At 48.9% G+C, this 15,743-nt stretch carries 15 protein-coding genes and 1 other RNA gene; 15 read left to right on the top strand and 1 reads right to left on the bottom strand.

The genetic code is table 11. The annotated features are described in order from the left end of the window. Positions 1–23 precede the first annotated feature (23 nt). The 15 genes from ybeY (at position 24) to M2277_RS17425 (ending at position 13,581) form a co-directional block, all read left to right on the top strand. Positions 24–521, top strand: coding sequence for an rRNA maturation RNase YbeY (gene ybeY / locus M2277_RS17495; RefSeq protein ID WP_280755254.1), 498 nt, complete (start codon positions 24–26; stop codon positions 519–521). Beyond that, entirely contained in the window at positions 521–904 is a 384-nt protein-coding gene (locus M2277_RS17490) for a diacylglycerol kinase family protein (RefSeq protein ID WP_036644444.1), read from the top strand. Before ybeY ends, M2277_RS17490 begins: the two co-directional genes overlap by 1 nt. 33 nt (positions 905–937) lie before the next feature. Continuing rightward, the gene (gene cdd, locus M2277_RS17485) at positions 938–1,351 is read left to right on the top strand and encodes a cytidine deaminase (protein ID WP_006209030.1); all 414 of its coding nucleotides are present in this window, start codon (positions 938–940) and stop codon (positions 1,349–1,351) included. A gap of 67 nt (positions 1,352–1,418) precedes the next feature. Beyond that, a complete protein-coding gene (era, locus tag M2277_RS17480; protein WP_036644442.1) occupies positions 1,419–2,321 on the top strand; it encodes a GTPase Era in 903 nt (300 codons plus the stop codon). A gap of 138 nt (positions 2,322–2,459) precedes the next feature. Further along, positions 2,460–2,600 carry a YqzL family protein gene (locus M2277_RS17475; protein WP_280755253.1) on the top strand — a complete coding sequence of 47 codons (141 nt, stop codon included), beginning with the start codon at positions 2,460–2,462 and terminating at the stop codon, positions 2,598–2,600. 36 nt (positions 2,601–2,636) lie between these two features. Then, positions 2,637–3,392 carry a DNA repair protein RecO gene (gene recO, locus M2277_RS17470; RefSeq protein WP_063478948.1) on the top strand — a complete coding sequence of 252 codons (756 nt, stop codon included), beginning with the start codon at positions 2,637–2,639 and terminating at the stop codon, positions 3,390–3,392. A gap of 367 nt (positions 3,393–3,759) precedes the next feature. Continuing rightward, complete coding sequence (gene glyQ / locus M2277_RS17465; protein ID WP_076152245.1) at positions 3,760–4,647, top strand: glycine--tRNA ligase subunit alpha; 888 nt, start codon at positions 3,760–3,762, stop codon at positions 4,645–4,647. Then, positions 4,640–6,715: a glycine--tRNA ligase subunit beta gene (gene glyS / locus M2277_RS17460; protein ID WP_280755252.1), complete on the top strand. Its 2,076-nt coding sequence runs from the start codon at positions 4,640–4,642 to the stop codon at positions 6,713–6,715. The genes glyQ and glyS overlap by 8 nt, the downstream gene beginning before the upstream one ends. A 233-nt stretch (positions 6,716–6,948) precedes the next feature. After that, positions 6,949–7,422 (top strand): YaiI/YqxD family protein, encoded by a 474-nt coding sequence (locus M2277_RS17455; RefSeq protein WP_006209034.1) that lies wholly within the window; start codon positions 6,949–6,951, stop codon positions 7,420–7,422. A 41-nt stretch (positions 7,423–7,463) separates the two neighbouring features. Continuing rightward, the gene (gene dnaG / locus M2277_RS17450; protein ID WP_280755251.1) at positions 7,464–9,281 is read left to right on the top strand and encodes a DNA primase; all 1,818 of its coding nucleotides are present in this window, start codon (positions 7,464–7,466) and stop codon (positions 9,279–9,281) included. Positions 9,282–9,322: 41 nt separating this feature from the next. Continuing rightward, a complete protein-coding gene (gene rpoD, locus M2277_RS17445) occupies positions 9,323–10,453 on the top strand; it encodes an RNA polymerase sigma factor RpoD (protein ID WP_006209036.1) in 1,131 nt (376 codons plus the stop codon). A 266-nt stretch (positions 10,454–10,719) separates the two neighbouring features. Next, a complete protein-coding gene (locus tag M2277_RS17440) occupies positions 10,720–11,478 on the top strand; it encodes a tRNA (adenine(22)-N(1))-methyltransferase (protein WP_063478950.1) in 759 nt (252 codons plus the stop codon). Continuing rightward, positions 11,454–12,569: a Nif3-like dinuclear metal center hexameric protein gene (locus M2277_RS17435; RefSeq protein ID WP_006209038.1), complete on the top strand. Its 1,116-nt coding sequence runs from the start codon at positions 11,454–11,456 to the stop codon at positions 12,567–12,569. The genes M2277_RS17440 and M2277_RS17435 overlap by 25 nt, the downstream gene beginning before the upstream one ends. A gap of 120 nt (positions 12,570–12,689) precedes the next feature. After that, an RNA gene (gene rnpB, locus M2277_RS17430) (RNase P RNA component class A) lies at positions 12,690–13,094 on the top strand. Between the two features lie 211 nt (positions 13,095–13,305). Continuing rightward, positions 13,306–13,581 carry a hypothetical protein gene (locus tag M2277_RS17425; RefSeq protein ID WP_036644428.1) on the top strand — a complete coding sequence of 92 codons (276 nt, stop codon included), beginning with the start codon at positions 13,306–13,308 and terminating at the stop codon, positions 13,579–13,581. 82 nt (positions 13,582–13,663) lie between these two features. Here the strand turns inward: M2277_RS17425 and M2277_RS17420 are convergent, their stop codons facing one another. Beyond that, the gene (locus M2277_RS17420; protein ID WP_280755250.1) at positions 13,664–15,589 is read right to left on the bottom strand and encodes a S8 family peptidase; all 1,926 of its coding nucleotides are present in this window, start codon (positions 15,587–15,589) and stop codon (positions 13,664–13,666) included. Between the last annotated feature and the right edge of the window lie 154 nt (positions 15,590–15,743).

The raw sequence follows: 15,743 nt of genomic DNA, 5'->3' as shown, positions 1-15,743 counted from the left end.
AACAAGAGAAGGAGCGTTTAAGAATGAGCCTGCAGCTGGCATGGAATAATGAACAAGAGGAATTTCACATTGGCGAGGAGTTTATCTCTGTACTTGAAGCGATCCTTCAGAAGGCAGGAGAGGCCGAGGGAGTAACGGATGGAGAGGTGGATCTGACCTTTGTTGATGATGGACAGATTCATGAATTGAACCGGGAATATCGGGGAATTGACCGCCCAACCGATGTGCTGTCCTTTGCCATGAATGAGATTACAAACGACGAGCTCGAAATCATTTATGAGCTTGACGAAGGTGAGGAACTGGAGAGTGTCCCGGATGTTCTGGGTGACATTATCATCTCGGTCCAGCGTGCAAAGCTGCAAAGCGAAGAATACGGTCACTCTCTTGAACGGGAGCTGGGTTTTCTGTTCGTTCACGGATTTCTGCATTTGCTCGGGTATGATCATCAGGATGAAGCGAGCGAAGCCGTAATGATGGGCAAACAGGAGGCTGTGCTTGCCGAAGTAGGATTGACAAGATAGTGAAACCGCACAGACAATCGTTATATAAGGCATTTGGTTGTGCCTTACGGGGCATCGTCACGGCTGTGAAAACGGAACGCAATATGAAAATACACATGGCTGCTGCCTTGATCGTACTCATCGCAGCAGCTTTGCTGCACTTGGACCGGATGAGCTGGTTATTTCTGATATTGGCCATCGCCATTGTATTCATTGCAGAACTGATAAATACCGCAATCGAGGCCGTAGTCGATTTAATCTCGCCACAAAAACATGTTTTAGCCCGATTGGCTAAGGATACCGCAGCCGGTGCAGCGTTAGTTGCAGCGGCGTTTGCCGTCATGGTCGGTTTACTGGTGTTCTATCAACCGGTTTGGGAATGGATACAATCAATGACAAATTGATATCAACAAGTTGATCTATAGGAGGAACTATACATGGATGCAGGATTATTAATGCAGGAAGCAATCAAGGCACGCACGCGGGCTTACATACCCTACTCGAAGTTTGGTGTGGGCGCAGCTCTTCTGGATGCGCATGGAGAGGTACACCATGGCTGCAACGTGGAGAACGCTGCCTATGGTCCCACCAATTGTGCAGAGCGTACGGCATTATTCCGGGCGATTGCGGATGGTCATGAAGCAGGGAGCTTCCAGGCAATTGCCATTGTTGCTGATACAGAAGGCCCCTGCTCACCTTGCGGTGTATGCCGCCAAGTATTGGTGGAGTTGTGCAAGCCGGATATGAAAGTGATTATGGGGAATCTGAAAGGCGATATACAGGAGACCACCGTCAGTGAGCTGCTGCCGGGAGCATTTGGCCCCTGGGATCTGAACAAAGAGCAAGCTTGAGTGAATTAGTGGAATTAATTAAAAAGAATACAACAAGTTGATACAGGAACAGTAGCGGAGGAATGTTATGCAGAAAAAACAATTTAAATCCGGATTCGTGGCTATTATCGGAAGACCGAACGTAGGCAAATCGACCCTGATGAATCAAGTGATTGGTCAGAAGATTGCGATTATGTCGGACAAGCCGCAAACGACGAGAAACAAAATTCATGGAGTGTACACAACCAATGATTCACAGGTAGTCTTTCTGGATACGCCGGGTATTCACAAGCGCCAATCCAAGCTTGGGGATTATATGAATCAGACTGCATTGGGCACATTAGGCGAGGTTGAAGCAGCTCTGTTTCTTGTTGATGCTTCTGAAGGAATCGGCGGAGGGGATCGTTACATTGCGGAGCAGCTGCAAAAGCTCAAGACTCCGATTATCCTGGTGATGAACAAAATCGATAAAATCGAGCCGACTGCCCTGCTGCCCCTTATTGAGCAGTATCGCAAGCTCCATGATTTTGCCGAGATCGTTCCGATTTCTGCGAAACTCGGCAGCAATGTGAATACGCTGCTTGATCAGATTCAGAAATACCTGCCGCCAGGCCCGCAGTATTATCCGGAGGATCAGGTAACGGACCATCCGGAGCAGTTTGTGTGCGCAGAGCTGATCCGCGAAAAGATTTTGCATATGACCCGGGAAGAGGTGCCACACTCCATCGCTGTTACCATTGAAGATATGCGGGTGGAGGAGAACGGAACAGTGTACATTTCAGCCGTTATCTTTGTGGAGCGTGATTCGCAGAAGGGCATTATCATCGGAAAGCAGGGCGCTTTGCTCAAGGAAGTAGGCAGACAAGCCCGTCAGGATATTCAAAGACTGCTCGGATCCAAGATTTTCTTGGAACTCTGGGTTAAAGTTAAAAAAGATTGGCGCAATCAAGATCGTGTCCTTCGTGATCTCGGATTTCACCGTGGGGAGTAATCCATCCGGTGTCCAAATCTAACGGGAAATCATACGCAGTGCCGCCTGCCAACAATTGCATTTCATAAAACGGCTCCAGACGCACATCCTAATTTCCGTAGATGCGAAACGTCATTTCCGAAGAGAGGATGAATACGAATGCGAGATTTTTCGTGGAAGTATTTTGCGATGACAGGAGATGTCGATGCATATTTGCTGTATAAGGAAGCCGAAAGTGAATTGGTTCTTGCAGCAGCATCCGTTGAAGAAGAGGCGGCCCCGCATGAAGAAGACGAGTAATCATTGGTTGCTCCAGGAATGGTTGGGGGAAAACGCATGCTATATCGGGCGGAAGGGATTGTCATCCGCAGCATGGACTACGGCGAAGGGAACAAAATCATTACACTTTGCACCAAAGAATCGGGCAAGGTAGGTGTGCTGGTCAGAGGAGCAAAAAAGGTGAAAAGCCGGCATGCTGCTCTGACACAGTTGTTTACCTATGGAGAGTATGTTTTCTTCCGTAATGGTACAGGGCTCGGCAATTTGAATGCTGGTGAAATTATGGAGTCTCATCATAGGCTCCGCGAAGATCTTGTCAAAGCTGCCTATGCTTCTTATGCCTGCGAGCTCTTGGATCGGGTGCTGCAGGATGAGGAGACAGGCGCTTTTTGGTTTCATCAGCTGAAGGCTTGTATGGAAGCTCTTCAAGAGGATAAGGATCCCCAAATTATCATAAATCTCTATGAGATGAAAATCCTTCAGGCCGCAGGCTATGGGCCGGAGCTGGATGTGTGCATATCATGCAATCAGACTAGAAAAGATGAAGATATGCTGGTGAGCCCTCGCCTTGGCGGAGTGCTGTGTCGATACTGCAAGCATTTGGATCCGCCGGCGATGTCCGTTACACCGAGAACCCTGAAGCTGCTGCGTCTGTTCGGAAGGTTGGACCTGCGACGGCTTGGCAATGTGGATGTGAAGGATGAGACCAAGGCCGAGCTAAAAACGGTCATGCGAGCCTTAATGGATATGCAGCTCGGACTGCGTCTGAAATCGCAAAACTTTTTGGACCAGATGGACAAGTACAACATTTGACGTAAGGTATAGAATAAGGTATGATATTTATCAGTTTATTAGTTTTTTGAATACTGACATGCATTGAACGGGAAAGTAGTGAATTATCGATCCGTTGTATAGCGAGCCGGGGATGGTGAGAGCCTGGTGGGAGAGATTCATGAAGAGGCACCCGGGAGCATGATGAACCGATAAAGTGGGTTTTGCTTATTGGCTGGTTTGAAGCATGACAGCGAATGAGCAGTGCCAAGTAGGGTGGAACCGCGGGAAGCTACAGCTCTCGTCCCTATGTCTGTACAACAGGCGTAGGGCGAGAGCTTTTTGTTGTACAGAGAATTGTTATCGTAATGGAATGTATTTGAAAAAGAAAGCAAAGGAGCTAAAAATCATGAATTTCCAGCAGATGATTTTGACGCTGCAGCAGTTTTGGGCAGAGCAGAATTGTATCATCGTGCAGCCGTACGACACGGAGAAAGGTGCCGGTACGATGAACCCGATGACCTATTTGCGTTCGATCGGACCCGAGCCGTGGAATGTGGCGTATGTAGAGCCTTCCCGCCGCCCTGCTGACGGCCGCTACGGAGAGAACCCGAACCGTCTATACCAGCATCACCAATTTCAGGTCATTCTCAAACCTTCGCCGGATAATATCCAGGAGCTGTATCTGGAGAGTTTGAAGCGTCTTGGAATCAATCCCCTTGATCACGACATCCGTTTTGTTGAAGATAACTGGGAAGCACCAACTCTGGGCGCATGGGGTCTTGGCTGGGAAGTATGGCTTGATGGTATGGAAATTACCCAGTTTACGTACTTTCAGCAGGTTGGCGGCATTGACGCAAATCCGGTAGCTGTTGAGATTACTTACGGTATGGAGCGCCTTGCATCCTACATCCAGGACAAAGAGAACGTGTTCGATCTGGAATGGGTAAACGGCATCACATACGGGGACGTATTCCATCAACCGGAGTTTGAGCATTCGAAATACACGTTCGAAGTATCGGATGTCAAAATGCTGTTCACGTTGTTTAACATGTATGAAGAAGAAGCCAACAAAGCCATGAATCAGAATCTGGTGTTCCCGGCTTACGACTATGTGCTCAAGTGCTCCCATACCTTTAACCTGCTCGATGCCAGAGGCGCGATCAGTGTAACGGAGAGAACGGGATACATCATGCGCGTGCGCAACCTGGCTCGTATGGTGGCAGCTACGTATTTGGAGGAGCGCGAGAAGCTGGGCTTCCCGCTGATTAAGAAAGGGGGCGCAGACCATGTCTAAGGATTTATTGTTTGAAATCGGACTGGAAGAAGTCCCGGCACGATTTCTGCGCGCTGCGATGGAACAGCTTCAGGACAGAATGGTCAAATGGCTGGATGCTTCCAGGATCGGGCATGGAGATGTAACGGCGTATGCTACACCGCGTCGCTTGGCGGTATGGGTGCAGAATGTTGCAGATAAGCAGGAGGACGTTAGCGAGGAAGTCAAAGGGCCTTCCCGCAAAATCGCGCTGGATGAGAGCGGTCAATGGAGTAAGGCGGCTCTCGGTTTTGCAAGAAGCCAGGGCGTTGCCCCTGAGAGCTTCACCTTTAAGGAGCTTGGCGGAGTGGAGTATATCTACGTTACGAAGAATAGTGTCGGCGTTGATACGAAGTCTATTTTGTCCGAAGGTCTTCATGGCATTTTGACCTCGATGACGTTCCCGAAGAATATGCGCTGGGGAGCGCACGAATTTAAATTTGTCCGTCCGATTAAGTGGATGGTGGCTATGCTGGGCAGCGAAACGGTTGATCTGGAAATAACGGGCGTGAAATCTGGCAATGTGACTCGCGGACATCGTTTCCTTGGCAGCGAAGCAGTTATTCCGGAAGCGTCCGCTTACCGCGAAGTGCTCCGCGAACAGCATGTCATTGTTGACGTGAATGAACGCCAGGAGATGATTGTGTCGCAAATTCAGGCGCTGGCCCAGGAAAAAGACTGGAATATCGCCATTAAGGACGATCTGCTGGAAGAGGTGTTGTTCCTGGTTGAAACCCCGACCGTGCTGTATGGAACTTTCGACTCCTCGTTCCTGCATATTCCGCAGGACGTGTTAATTACTTCAATGCGTGAGCACCAGCGTTATTTCCCGGTTCTGGATAAGCAGGGACAATTGCTGCCATTCTTCGTAACCGTACGCAGCGGAGACAGCCGTTCGCTGGATGTCATTGCAAGAGGTAACGAGAAGGTACTGCGTGCCCGTCTGTCGGATGCGAAATTCTTCTATGAGGAAGATCAGAAACTTCAGATCAAAGACGCCTTATCAAAGCTTGAAAGCATTGTATTCCATGAAGAGCTGGGCACCATTGGCGATAAAGTTCGCAGAATCCGCCGAATTTCCGATCAACTGTCAACGAAACTCAGCATTTCCGCGGATGCAGCCGATTCCGTGAGTCGTGCAGCCGATATTTGTAAATTCGACCTGGTCACCCAGATGGTGTATGAGTTCCCTGAGCTGCAGGGCGTGATGGGTGAAGATTACGCGCGAAAAGCCGGTGAGAAAGAAGAGGTGGCAAAAGCGGTATTTGAGCATTACCAGCCTCGTTTTGCCGGCGATTCGGTACCATCTACTCAGGTAGGGTCCATCGTCAGTATCGCTGACAAAATCGATACGATTGTGGGCTGCTTCTCCATCGGCATTATTCCGACGGGCTCCCAGGATCCATACGCGCTGCGCCGGCAGGCAGCAGGAATTGTACAGATCATTCTGGAGCACAAACTTCCGATTACGTTATCGGATGTGTTCGGCATTGCGCTGGAGATTCATGAGAATATTCGTGCGCTGAAGCGCTCGACAGACGAAATTGCCAAGGACCTTCAGGAGTTTTTCGGGCTTCGCGTGAAGAAACTTCTGTCCGAGGATCAGCGTTACGATGTGGTGGATGCAGTCATTACAGCCGGATTTGATCATGTGGTATCCGTTGTTTCAAGAGGCCATGCGCTGATGAATGCAGTGGAGGGCGTGCAGGATTTCAAAACAACGGTAGAATCCTTCAACCGGGTCAGCAATTTGGCTGCCAAGGCCGGCAAGGCTGCAGTCAATCCGGAACTGTTCACCGAAACGGAAGAAGCTACCCTGTATGAAGCCTGGAACGTTGTCCGCGAAGATTACAAAGCAGCGCTCGAAGCTGCCGACGGGGAACGTTCATTGTCCTTGCTGAGTGGACTAAAAGAACCGATTACCGGATTCTTTGATTCCGTTATGGTTATGGCTGAGGACGAAGCTGTACGTGCCAATCGTCTTGCGCTTCTGTCCGGAATTGATGGCGATTTGAAGCAGTATGCTGATTTTACAAAATTGGTGTGGTAGATAGTGACAGTATGATTTTGCAAATGGTATAATGTATTGTTCAGTGAAAGCGACAGCCCGTGGTTAAGCGCGGGATGCCGCTTTCGCTGTGCATAAGAGTCCATCGGCAGGGATCAAGCAAGTAGGGATCATTGTTTATTATCAGAAGCAGGATTTTAATCTGCCAAAGACGTATATAATAATATACAGCATAAGGATTATTCCAAGATTAAAGATAGAGCCGGTGAATGTGAATGAACGATAGCATCTGCATTACGATCGTGGTTGACGGTGATGCGTGTCCAGTCAAGAAGGAAATCGCAGAGACTGCTCGTACGTTCCATGTGCCTGTACTGCTTGTTTCTTCCTACGATCATCTGTTACAAGCTGAAGAGGGTGTTACGACGATCCAGGTGGATCGGAGCGATCAAAGTGCCGACCTCTACATTGCCAACCACATATCCAGGGGGGATATCGTGGTGACGCAGGATTATGGACTGGCTGCACTGGCGCTTGCCAAATCATGCCATGTGATTTCCTTTCGCGGGCGTATTTTCGATAATACGGATATCGATTTCATGCTGGATACCCGTCATCATCAGGCTAAGGCAAGAAAGCAAGGCAGGTATGGCAAAGGGCCCAAGAAGCTGCTTGAGGAAGACCGGAGGTTTTTTCAACATAAACTGACAAAACTTTTGCATGAATTGCAGGAGAATGTCCACCCGTAGCGAATACTATTTACGTGCCAAAAGAGATGAAGGTGGTTTGGATGAGTACCGGACAAGGCAATATTCCGGATGATGTCATTGAGGAAGTTCTGGCCAAGAGCGATATCGTGGACACGGTCAGCAAATACGTGCATCTTACCAAACAGGGGAAATACCTGAAGGGCTTGTGCCCGTTTCATTCAGAGAAGACTCCTTCCTTTACGGTTACACCGGAACGCCAAATCTTTTACTGCTATGGCTGCGGTAAGGGCGGAAACGCCATTAAATTCAGAATGGAAATCGAAGGATTTTCTTTTCCCGAAGCCGTCAAGACAATGGCAGAAGAGAATGATATCTCGTTACCGGAAGGTCAAGGGGTTCCCGTAATTCCTCGTAATCCGGAAAAAGAACGTTTGATTGAAGCTAATGAGCTCAGTGCCAAGCTGTACCATTTCCTGTTAAAGAATACGGAGCACGGTACAGAAGCCATGAAGTATTTACGTTCCCGTGGAATGAACGACAAAGTGATTGACCAGTTTCAGATCGGTTATGCTCCAGATCGTTGGGACACACTGGTCCAGTTCCTAAGCAAGCGATCCTTTGACTTGAAAGAGATGGAGAAGGGCGGGTTATTATCCGCAAGACATGAACAACAGGGCTATCTCGACCGTTTTCGCGGACGAATCATGTTTCCGATACATGACCGCAACGGCAAAGTGATTGCATTCGCTGGCAGAATACTGGGGGACGGTCAACCGAAGTATCTAAATTCTCCGGAGACACTTCTATTTAATAAGAGCCGCATATTGTACAACCTGCACCAGGCGAAAACATCCATACGCAAATCGCGTCAAATTCTGTTATTTGAAGGTTACGGTGATGTAATATCGTCATGGGAAGCAGGACTGCAGAGCGGCGTGGCAACGATGGGGACCTCTCTAACGGAAAACCAAGTAGCTATCATGAAATCGATGGCTGATGAAGTTGTTGTTATCTACGATGGCGACAAGGCTGGTATGGCCGCTGCGTTGAAAGTCATTCCAATGCTGGAAGGCGTTGGTCTCAGAGTGCGAATCGCATTGGTCAACGAAGGAATGGACCCGGATGATTATATCCGGAAGTTCGGAGCCGAGCGTTTCAGGCATGTGGTAGAAACGGCCGTTTCAACAACAAAATTTAAACTTATATATCTGAAGAAAAACCATATACTGCTAGAAGAAGATGGTAAGATTGCGTATGCCAAAGAAGCATTGCCTATTATCGCAGTACTGAATTCCTCAACCGAACGGGAAGTTTACTTGAGGGAATTGTCCTCTGAGCTGCATCTTTCCTACGAGAGTCTGAAGCAGGATTGCAATCTGCTTCGGCAGTCTATGCAAAAAAAGATGGAGAATGGGGATAATAAGGAAAAAAGGTGGAATAATGGTAGGCATAAAAAAGGGCGCCAGTCCGCCCCGACACTTCTGCCTGCTTACCATGCTGCAGAGCGGCGGCTGCTGTCGCTGATGCTGCAGGATGCAGAGGCAGCGCGATACGTAGGCGATCGCCTGGGAGAAGCGTTTAATATCGAAGATCATGCGGCAATCGCTGCTTATCTATATGCTTTTTACGCACAAGGCAAATCTCCGGATATCAGCCGTTTCATGTCATCGCTCCAGGATGACCGTTTGGAAATGACCGTCAGCTCCATCATGATGATGGAAGCACCAGCCGAGTGGAATGTCCAAGTGCTGGATGATTGCATACGCGAGGTACTGAAATTCCCGCAGCAGAGAGAGATCGACCAGAAAAAAGAAGAAATGATAAAAGCGGAGCGCTCAGGTGATTTTATGAGAGCCGCACAAATTGCAAGTGAGATTATCGCCCTAGAAAGACAATGAAGACCGCACATTGCTGTTTCTAGGGAGGAGGGAGTCGAAAGATGGCGAATGATCAGCATACTGAACTAGAAACGGAATTTACGCTGGATCAAGTCAAGGATCAGTTGATTGAACAGGGTAAAAAGAGATCCGTATTGAGCTATAAAGATATTATGGAGAAATTATCGCCTTTCGACCAGGACACGGAGCAAATGGAAGAGTTTTATGAACAGCTTGCCGACCTTGGAATCGATGTGGTAAATGAGAATGACGATGAGGGAACTCATCGGCAATCGGAAGACTCCGAATCCCGCGAGAATGAGGATTTTGGGTTTGACGATGATCTCTCATTGCCACCGGGGATCAAGATTAACGATCCTGTTCGTATGTACCTTAAGGAGATTGGTCGGGTTCCGCTGTTGTCTGCTGATGATGAGATTGAACTTGCGAACCGGATTGAGCAAGGGGACGAGGAAGCGAAGCGCCGTCTTGCCGAGGCCAACCTTCGTCTCGTTGTAAGTATCGCCAAGCGTTACGTCGGGCGTGGCATGCTGTTCCTGGATTTGATCCAGGAGGGCAACATGGGCTTGATTAAAGCCGTGGAGAAGTTCGACTATAAAAAAGGGTTTAAATTCAGTACGTATGCCACCTGGTGGATTCGTCAAGCCATTACGCGTGCGATTGCAGACCAGGCTCGTACCATTCGCATTCCTGTTCATATGGTGGAAACCATCAACAAACTGATTCGTGTATCCAGACAACTTCTGCAAGAGCTTGGACGTGAGCCTTCGCCGGAGGAAATTGCTGCAGAGATGGAACTCAGTGTTGAGAAAGTCCGGGAAATCATGAAGATTGCCCAGGAGCCGGTTTCGCTTGAGACGCCAATCGGGGAAGAGGATGATTCCCATCTGGGCGATTTCATCGAGGACCAGGAAGCACTTGCGCCTGCCGACGCAGCGGCATATGAGCTGCTTAAGGAACAACTCGAGGATGTGCTTGATACACTGACCGAGCGCGAGGAGAATGTACTCCGTCTTCGCTTTGGTCTTGATGACGGCCGCACCAGAACGCTTGAAGAGGTTGGTAAAGTGTTCGGTGTTACACGCGAGCGAATCCGGCAGATCGAGGCCAAGGCGCTTCGTAAACTTCGTCACCCAAGCCGCAGCAAGCGCTTGAAGGATTTTCTCGAATAGCTTAATCCACGGACCTTCTGCAGTAACAGCAGCAGGTCCTTTTTTTCGAAGTTCAGCAGCGCGGCGCAACGATTTCTTGGTTTTGGTATTTATTCCTGTATTTGTTTTATTGTTCTTTATTTTAGCTCTTTTCCAAACCCATTGCAAATGACACGGCACCGAATTATTTCGCTCATTTTGCCGGTTTGCAGTTTGGCATCGTGTCTGTTAGGGTAATGAATAGATTGTGATTCGGATGAAAATATGGAATGGTAAGGTGTGTCATTGTGAAATTATCAAAGAGATTATCGCAAATATTGGAGCAGATCCCACGCGGCAGCAGGCTTGCAGATATCGGTTCCGATCATGCATTGCTTCCTGTGGCTGCTGTGGAAAGCGGAGCCGCGATCAAAGCGATCGCGGGTGAAGTGAATCCGGGACCTTACGACGCTGCCGTAAAGCAGGTTATGGAATCAGGAATGACCGAGGTGATCAGTGTACGGAGAGGAGACGGCTTGGATGTACTCTCAGCAGGTGAGGCTGATGTCATTACAATCGCGGGCATGGGCGGCAGCTTGATTGCCGCTATTTTGGACCGCGGCGAGGACAAGCTGGCCGGCGTGAACAGGCTGATCCTGCAGCCGAATGTCGGAGAGGACATTTTGCGTAAATGGCTGTACTCCCACGCTTGGGTGCTGATTGAGGAGTTCATTCTGGAGGAAGACGGCAAAATCTATGAGGTACTGGTTGCGGAGCCTGCAGAATTGACGAATCTGACGAATGAGCAGGTGTATTCGGAAAGAACGATCGCTATTGGCGTTGAGTTGAATTTGGACTGGCTGCTGCGTATGGGACCTTGGCTGACGAAGACTCCGAATCCCGTATTTCACGATAAGTGGAAAGCCGAGATAGAGAAGATGAACTACATACTTCAATCGCTTTCGCGTTCGGATCAGGACTCGGCAGTCGGCAAGGCTAACGAGATTCGATCGGATATTGAATTTATTCAGGAGGTGCTGGCATGCTTGCCAAAGGACAAACGGTAATTCAATACATGGAGCAATTAGCCCCGAAGCATGTAGCCGAACCCGATGATCGGATCGGGCTGCAGCTCGGAACATTGCAGAAGGATATTCGGACGGTGCTCGTAGCACTGGATGTCAATGATGAAGTCGTGGATGAGGCTATCGAACTTGGTGCCGATCTCATTATCGCGCACCATGCTATAATATATCGTCCATTGAAACAGCTGCAGACGGACACGCCGATGGGCAAAGTATACGAAAAGCTGATTAAGCATGATATTGCCGTGTATGTGAGTCATACAAATCTCGACGTGACCGAAGGCGGCATGAATGATTGGATGGCTGAAGCATTGGGCATAGAGAACACGTCACCCATCCATGACATGCATAACGAGCAGTTGTCGAAGCTGGTGGTATTTGTACCGAAGAGCCATCATCAGGAGGTATTGGATGCCGTTCTGGGTGCAGGTGCAGGCTGGATCGGAAATTACAGCCACTGCAGCTTCAATATCGAGGGTTTTGGTACTTATGTGCCAAGAGAAGGCAGCAGTCCGTTTCAGGGCAAGGAAGGTCAGATGGAGCGGGCTAACGAGGTTCGAATTGAGACGATTGTTCCTCATACGATCCGGAACAAGGTCGTTGCGGCGATGCTTAAAGCGCATCCTTACGAAGAGGTGGCCTATGACTTGTATTCCATGGATCTGAAGGGAAGATCCCTCGGCCTTGGCCGGGTTGGCAAGCTGAAGGAGCCCCAGACGCTGGCTGAACTGGTGGAAGTAGTGAAGGAGAAGCTGGATGTCCCTCACGTTCGTGTCGTAGGGGAACTCGACCGCACCATACGGAAGGCGGCGGTCATCGGAGGTTCCGGAGGGCGTTATATGATGAAAGCTCTGTTCCGCGGCGCGGATGTGCTGGTTACAGGCGATGTGGATTATCATACGGCGCAGGATGCACTGGCTGCGGGACTTACCATTATTGATCCTGGACATAATGCCGAGAAAATAATGAAGGTTAAGGTTGCCGAATGGATGGAGCAGAAGCTGCAGGAGCATAAGTATGACACTCGGGTTGTGGCTTCCCGTATTAATACGGAGCCGTTTCGGTTTATGTAGGTAAATGTTGTTATGTACAGGTTAGTGCTTGGAAGTTAATACTCGCTTGCGAAGCTGCTGTAAAAGTTTGCAGGGTTGTGTATGGCTGCAAATCAAGATATAATATATAATGTTGTCCGGAAAGTTTGACAGACAATCGCTGGCGGTGCAAGCCGCGAGAGGAAAGTCCGGGCTCCATAGGGCAGGGTGCTGGATAACGTCCAGTCAGCGCGAGTTGAAGGATAGTGCCACAGAAATGGACCGCCGATGACCGCTTCATTGCGGCACAGGCAAGGATGGAACCGAGGTGTAAGAGACCCCGAGGAACGCTGGTGACTTCGTTCCTGGTAAACCCCACCTGGAGCAAGACCTAATGGGACGCAGTTTCCTTCGAGGAGACAGCCTTAGCCCGAGGCGCGTCCGGGTTGGTCGCTTGAGTCGATTAGTAATGATCGGCCTAGATAGATGATTGTCGCTTATGGTGGCAGGGTAGTTCCCGCTATGACCACGAAGAGCACAGAACCCGGCTTACGGAAAACTTTCCCAACTGAACAACGGTTTATTTATATCTAATCCGTAAAGGTACAAACGCGTATTTTCTTACCGCTCCGTGTTGAGGAGTGTAAAGAGAATGCGCGTTTTTTCTTGATTCCGCGAAAATTAAAGGGGATGAATTGCCTCTCAAGGACAATCGTCCATACCAAATAGCCCCTTGAATAATAAGCTATAAGCATCAACGGAAAGGAGTTGCAAAAATATGTCTTGTCATAACGAAAATCCATGTCCTGTGTCGCCGATTATGTGCGAACCGATTGTAGTTGTTAGAGACCACTTTATACCGCAAATCGTACCTGTTATTCATCCAATTAAAGTGGTGGATAAAGTACACTGTGTGCCGGTGGAGAAACATGTATACACGTACAGCGAGGAAGAGGTAGTAACAGGCCCTGGAGGCTACGGCGGCGTTACCGTATCCAGCAAGCGGTCGAAGAAAGCGGCTGTACGCACTAGCCGTTCCCGCCGCAAGAAATAATATCGGAAGCTACTGTTGAACGCATAGAGAAATAAAGCAGCCAACGCTTGATGGGCGGAAGCTGCTTTATTCTTTATATTTATTATCGGTTAGACCCGTTTAGTTTGCGCAGCTCGTGTTCCAGATTGCGTAACGCATGGCCTGGCCATAACTGCAGAGGAACTTCCGAGGTGCCAACGGCCTTCAGAGATTGGAAAATATCGATCTGACCATGACCGTAATACTTATCCTTTCCCTTATCGCCAAGATCTACGGCTTGTTTGATCATAGCATCCATAACTTCTTGATTTGTCAGGTCCGGGTTAAGAGAACGGATGAGCCCTGCCATGGCAGCTGCATGAGGACTGGCCATTGAGGTTCCGGAAAGTGCGGCGTACTGATTGCCTGGAAACGTACTGGCGATATTGGTTCCGGGGGCCGATACATCAATGTAGTCGCCGTAGTTGGAGTATTCCGCCCTCTTTTGATTCGAGTCCGTCGCTGCGACAGCAAGCACCTCAGGATAGGCAGCAGGATAACCAGGGCGCTCTGTGTTGTCATTGCCCGAGGCGGCAACCAGGACAACATCACGGTCATAGGCGTATTTTACAGCATCGTGTAAGAATTGAGAGTCTGCATAGTTGCCAAGGCTCATATTTATGACTTTCGCTCCGTGATCTGTCGCCCAAATAATGCCCTCTGCTACAGCATAGGTTGTGCCGGAGCCCGAGCTGTCAAGCGCTTTGACCGGCATGATTTTATTGTACCAGCTAACCCCGGCGACCCCTTCACCGTTGTTCACCAGAGCGCCGATAATGCCTGCCACATGCGTTCCGTGTCCGACATCGTCCAGCGGCTGCTGGTCATTATCCACAATGTTGTAGCCTTCCACCAGCTGTCCATTCAAATCGGTATGCGTAAGATCGACTCCGGTGTCTATCACGGCGATGACAACATCCTCACTCCCTTTGGATAAATCCCAGCCGCGATTTGTCTCAATGACAGGCAAATTCCACTGATATTGGGAGAACAGCAGATCATTTGGAATATTGACCTGCGCATTTGCGCCATCCGGCAAGGCATCGGAGGACATCCGCGATTGAGGCAGACGGTCATTGGTTAAGTAAATATAGTGTGGCTCGGTATATTTGGTGTCCCAGTTCTTCTGGAAGTAGGCACGAAGATGTTGGTAGTCCATATTCTTGGACCGAAAAATATAAGCATAGCCAAGTTTCCTAGGGGTATCGCACGAAATCTCATTCCCGATGTGCTGAAGCTGCTGCTTTGTCGGTTCAGCCTGAAAAGACACAACGATTTCATTTTCGTAAAAATGGCTGGCCTTCTCATTATCATGACCGGTCTTGACGGTAATGTCAGAGAGTGTATCGGCATGAATGGATTCCACCCGGAATTTTCCTTCTTTCGGGTACGGGATCAAGCGCAGATTGCGCTTCTGGTGATTGCTGACCTCTTGAAGTACAGCCTGGTTAACCAAAGCGGCTGCACCATATTTTCCATCCTGGGATGGCTCCGCTACAACAAAATAAGGCTGCCCAGCAGCAGTAAATTTTGGTGAATCATACGCTTCGCCATGTTTGATCTTCTGCTGTGCCATCTGAAAATGGTGGGCAATCAGATCCTTATCCTTTTTACTCATCTTGGGAAGCTGACCTTGTATATCGGTCATTTTATTCTGCTTCAGGTTGTACCACCGAATTTGCTGAAAATGCTTGTGTGTTTTTTGCTCTTTCAGCGTATAGGCTTTAATCTGTCCGGCATTTCGTAAAGACTCGTTCTTCAGCATCTTGCTTAAGTGACCCCTTGCATCGAGCCGGTTTAATTTATCCGTAGCCTTGATGTCGCTTAACATGGTAAAGTTCTTGGCTTTATTCTCCTGCTGAGGCTGCAAAGGCTGTGATGATTCGGCAGTTGGAGCCGGCTGCTTCGAACCCGGGGTGAACAGGGAGATCAGGAGCACGCCAAGAATAGACGCGGCACCGATGATGCTCCACATGGTACGTGACTTCACAAATTTTCCTCCTCACCGCATTACGTATTTTAATTAGTCTTAGCGTGGGGAGTGAGAATCTATTTTATGCGTTCTCGAGGCATTGTGAAATTTAGGGTTGAATGGGAAAAATGATTTGTACTAAAAATAACCTTGTAAGTGTATTCATGATAGG

This window comes from Paenibacillus sp. LBL, assembly GCF_029893715.1.
Lineage (GTDB): Bacteria > Bacillota > Bacilli > Paenibacillales > Paenibacillaceae > Paenibacillus_AQ > Paenibacillus_AQ glucanolyticus.
Note: the sequence above shows the minus strand (reverse complement) of the source record. Positions and strands in the feature narration are given on the sequence as shown.